Source organism: Streptomyces sporangiiformans, from assembly GCF_005768555.2.
Classification (GTDB): Bacteria; Actinomycetota; Actinomycetes; order Streptomycetales; family Streptomycetaceae; genus Streptomyces; species Streptomyces sporangiiformans.
Genome location: NZ_VCHX02000048.1, coordinates 1 through 4,633 on the forward strand (window position 1 = coordinate 1; position 4,633 = coordinate 4,633).

Genomic DNA, 4,633 nt, shown 5'->3' on the forward strand with positions numbered 1-4,633 from the left:
GCGGTGACGGTGGATACGGCGTGTTCGTCGTCGTTGGTGGCGCTGCATCTGGCGATGCAGGCGTTGCGTAATGGTGAGTGCTCGATGGCGTTGGCCGGTGGTGTGACGGTGATGTCGACGCCGGGGACGTTTGTGGAGTTCAGTCGGCAGCGGGGGTTGTCGGCGGATGGCCGGTGCAAGGCGTTCGCGGAGGCGGCGGACGGTACCGGCTGGGGTGAGGGTGTGGGTCTGCTGCTGGTGGAGCGGCTGTCCGATGCTCGTCGTCATGGGCACCGGGTGCTGGCGGTGGTGCGGGGTTCGGCGATCAATCAGGACGGGGCGTCGAATGGTCTGACGGCGCCGAACGGTCCTTCGCAGCAGCGGGTGATTCGCCAGGCGCTGGCCAATGCGCGGGTTGAGGCGTCCGGGGTGGATGTGGTGGAGGCGCACGGTACGGGTACGACGCTGGGTGATCCGATCGAGGCGCAGGCGTTGCTGGCGACGTATGGGCAGGGCCGGGAGGCCGGGCGGCCGTTGTTGTTGGGGTCGGTGAAGTCGAACATCGGTCATACGCAGGCCGCGGCGGGTGTGGCGGGTGTGATCAAGATGGTGATGGCGATGCGGCATGGGGTGTTGCCGAAGTCGTTGCATATTGATGCGCCGTCGTCGCATGTGGACTGGTCGGTGGGGGCTGTTGAGCTGTTGACCGGCAATCGGGAGTGGCCGGAGGCGGGGCGTCCGTGGCGGGCGGGTGTGTCGTCGTTCGGGATGAGCGGTACCAACGCGCACGTCATCCTGGAACAGGCACCCGAAGCCGAACTTGAGCTGCCGCCGGGTGACGGGTCCGTCGATCCGGCTGCCTCCCTCATACCGTGGATCCTGTCGGGCAAGTCCGGAGATGCCCTCCGTGACCAAGCGGCTCGACTGCTGTCGTACACCGAGAACAACGCCCACCTGCGCCCGGTCGACGTGGCGTACTCCCTCGCGGCGAGCCGTTCGCACCTGGCCCACCGCGCGGTGGCCCTTGGCGCCGACCCGCTGGTCGACGTGGCCGCTCTCACGGTCGGCGACGGTACGGCAGCTGTCGTACGGGGTGTCGCGGACCTGCGGGGCAAGAGTGTGTTCGTGTTCCCGGGGCAGGGCTCGCAGTGGGTCGGCATGGCGGCCGAACTCATCGAGTCCTCGCCGGTGTTCGCGGAGCGGATGCGTGAGTGCGCGGCGGCGTTGTCCTCGTATGTGGACTGGTCGTTGTTCGACGTCCTCGACGATGCCGAGGCGCTGGAGCGCGTCGATGTCGTGCAGCCGGTGCTGTGGGCGGTGATGGTGTCCCTGGCCGAACTGTGGCGTGCGTACGGCATCAAGCCGGCTGCCGTGGTGGGGCATTCGCAGGGCGAGATCGCGGCGGCCTGTGTGGCAGGAGCCCTGTCCATCGAGGACGCCGCCAAGGTCGTGGCTCTCCGCTCCAAGGCGATCCTGGCGCTGTCGGGTCTGGGCGGCATGGTGTCGGTGGCGTTGCCTGTGGAGGAGGTTCGTGAGCGGCTGTCCGAGGGTCTGTCGGTCGCGGCGGTGAACGGGCCTTCGTCCGTGGTCGTCTCGGGAGATGTCGCGGAGCTGGATGCCCTGCTGGCCGCCTGCGAGGCCGACGAGGTGCGGGCCCGGCGGATCCCGGTGGACTACGCCTCGCATTCGGCGCATGTGGAGGCCATCCACGCCGAACTCCTTGATGTACTGGCGGGACTTGAGCCGCGTTCGGCGGAGGTGCCGTTCTTCTCGACGGTGACCGCCGACTGGCTGGACACGTCGGTGATGGACGCCGAGTACTGGTACACCAACCTCCGCCAGACGGTTCGTTTCGAGGAGGCCACCAAGGCGCTGGCCGAACAGGGCCACCGCTTCTTCATCGAGGCCTCCGCCCATCCGGTGCNGGTTCGTTTCGAGGAGGCCACCAAGGCGCTGGCCGAACAGGGCCACCGCTTCTTCATCGAGGCCTCCGCCCATCCGGTGCTCACCGTCGGCGTGCAGGAGACCCTGGATGCCACGGGCACCGACGCGCTGGTCCTGGGCTCGCTGCGGCGTGACGAGGGCGGCCTCGACCGGTTCGTCACCTCCCTCGCCGAGGGATGGGTGCGGGGACTGCCCGTCGACTGGTCGCCGCTGCTGGCCGGCGGGCGCCGCGTCGACCTGCCCACCTACGCCTTCCAGCGTCAGCGGTACTGGCCGGAGGCCGCCGTCGGGTTCCTCGGTGATGTCACATCGGTGGGGCAGTCGCCCGCCGACCACCCACTGCTCGGTGCCGCGGTCGAACTCGTCGACTCCGACGGTTTCCTGCTCACCGGCAGGCTGTCGGTGCAGACCCACCCCTGGCTGGCCGACCACGTGGTGTCGGGTGCGGTGTTCCTGCCGGGTACGGCGTTTGTGGAGCTGGGCGTGCAGGCCGGTGACCGGGTGGGCTGTGACACGGTCGAGGAGCTGACGCTGGAGGCGCCTCTGGTGCTGCCCGAGCACGGGGGCGTGCATGTCCAGCTCGCGGTCGGTGCGCCGGATGCCGCCGGTCGGCGTCCGCTGTCGGTGCATTCGCGGGCGGATGGCGGGGCGTCGGACGAGCCGTGGACCCGGCATGCCACCGGCTGGCTCGCGGGCACCGGCCGGGTGGCCGACGTCGGCCTGGTCGCCTGGCCGCCGGAGGGCGCGGAGGCGGTCGACCTGGACGGGCTCTATCCGGGCCTGGCGGAGGTCGGTCTGGCGTACGGTCCGGTGTTCCAGGGGCTGCGGGCAGTCTGGCGGCGCGGCGATGAAGTGTTCGCCGAGGTGGCGCTGCCCGAGCAGGAGATGGACAAGGCGGCGGCGTTCGGGCTGCACCCGGCGCTGCTGGACGCCGCGCTTCACGCCATCGGGCTCGGCGACTTCGTGGCGGAGACAGGCCAGGCCGGACTGCCCTTCGAGTGGAGCGGTGTGTCGCTGTACGCGACCGGAGCGGCCGCGGCGCGAGTGCGTCTCACCTCGGCGGGCGCGAACGCGGTGGCCGTGGAGGTGGCCGACGAGACCGGCGCACCTGTCGCCTCCATCGACTCCCTTGTCCTGCGCCAGGTGAGCGGCGATGAGTCGGCCGTGGGCAGGCCCGCCCATCACGACACCCTCTTCCGCCTCGACTGGGCCGAGGTGCCCGTCTCGGGCGGCCGGTCCGCCGGGCCGGAAGACCGTTGGGCGGTGCTCGGCACCACCGCTGCCGAATGGGCCGGGCCGGGCGTGGCCGCCCATGCCGACCTCGACGCGGTCGCCGCCGCGGGCGCGGACGTCGTACTGCTGCCGTGCGCCGGTGAACCCGGCGACGCGGCGGATACCGCCCGGTCGGCGGCCTATGGTGTGCTCGACGTGCTGCACTCCTGGCTGGACGACGAGCGCTTCGCCACCGCCCGCCTGGTCGTACTGACCCGGGGTGCCGTGGCCGCGCGGTCCGGCGAGGACGTCACCGACCTGTCAGGCGCCGCTGTGTGGGGCCTGGTGCGGTCGGCACAGACGGAGAACCCCGACCGCATCGTCCTCGTCGACCTCGACGCCGATGACTCCTCGGCTCGGGTACTGCCCGCCGCCCTCACCCTGGACGAGCCGCAACTCGCGGTCCGCTCGGGCACCGTGCGTGCTCCCCGCCTCGCCCGGGCGGGGTCCGGCGGCGCTCTGATGCCGCCCGCGGGGGAGCCGGCTTGGGTCGTCGACTCGGCGAGCGGCCGCGGCACGCTGGACAGCCTTGCCCTGATGCCCCGTCCCGAGGCCCTGGCACCGCTGGCCGACGGCACGGTTCGCCTGGCCGTGCGAGCGGCGGGCGTCAACTTTCGTGACGTCCTCATCGCCCTCGACATGTACCCCGGCTCCGGCGTCATGGGCAGCGAGGGCGCGGGCGTGGTGACCGAGGTCGGGCCCGGGGTGACGGAACTGGCCGTTGGCGACCGCGTGTTCGGCATGATCGGCCACAGCTTCGGTCCGACCGGCGTCGCCGACGCTCGCCTCCTCGTCCGTATTCCGGATGACTGGTCCTACGAGCAGGCGGCGACGACGCCGATCGTGTTCCTGACGGCGTTGTTCGGGCTGCGGGACCTGGCCGGTCTGCGGGCGGGACAGCGCGTACTGGTCCACGCGGGTGCCGGCGGCGTCGGCATGGCGGCGGTTCAGCTGGCCGGGCATATGGGCGCGGAGGTCTTCGCCACCGCGAGTGAGGGCAAGTGGGAGGCGCTGCGCTCGCTGGGCCTGGACGACGACCACATCGCCTCCTCGCGGACCCTGGAGTTCGAGGAGAAGTTCCTCGCCGTCACCGACGGCCAGGGCATGGACGTGGTCCTCAACTCCCTGGCGGGGGAGTTCGTGGACGCCTCGCTGCGGCTGCTGCCGCGCGGCGGACAGTTCGTGGAGATCGGCAAGACCGACATCCGCGACACGGACCGTGTCACAGGCGAGTACCCCGGTGTCGCCTACCAGCCCTTCGACCTCGGTGTGATCTCCGCCGAGCAGACGCGGCGGTTGCTGGCGGAGTTGGTGGAGCTGTTCGGGCAGGGTGTGGTGGTGCCGTTGCCGGTCAGGGTGTGGGATGTGCGCCGGGCGCGGGAGGCGTTCCGGTATGTGAGCCAGGCCAGGCATGTGGGCAAGGTGGCGTTGACCATGC

At 71.0% G+C, this 4,633-nt stretch carries 1 protein-coding gene and 1 pseudogene; both read left to right on the plus strand.

Going from position 1 to position 4,633, the window contains the following annotated elements; translation table 11 throughout:
• On the plus strand, window positions 1-1,903 hold a 1,903-nt coding region (locus tag FGD71_RS48425), incomplete at both ends, for a type I polyketide synthase (RefSeq protein ID WP_425329659.1).
• 1 nt (window position 1,904) lies between these two features.
• Window positions 1,905-4,633 (plus strand): annotated as a pseudogene (locus tag FGD71_RS48430) (polyketide synthase dehydratase domain-containing protein); the annotation flags it as partial.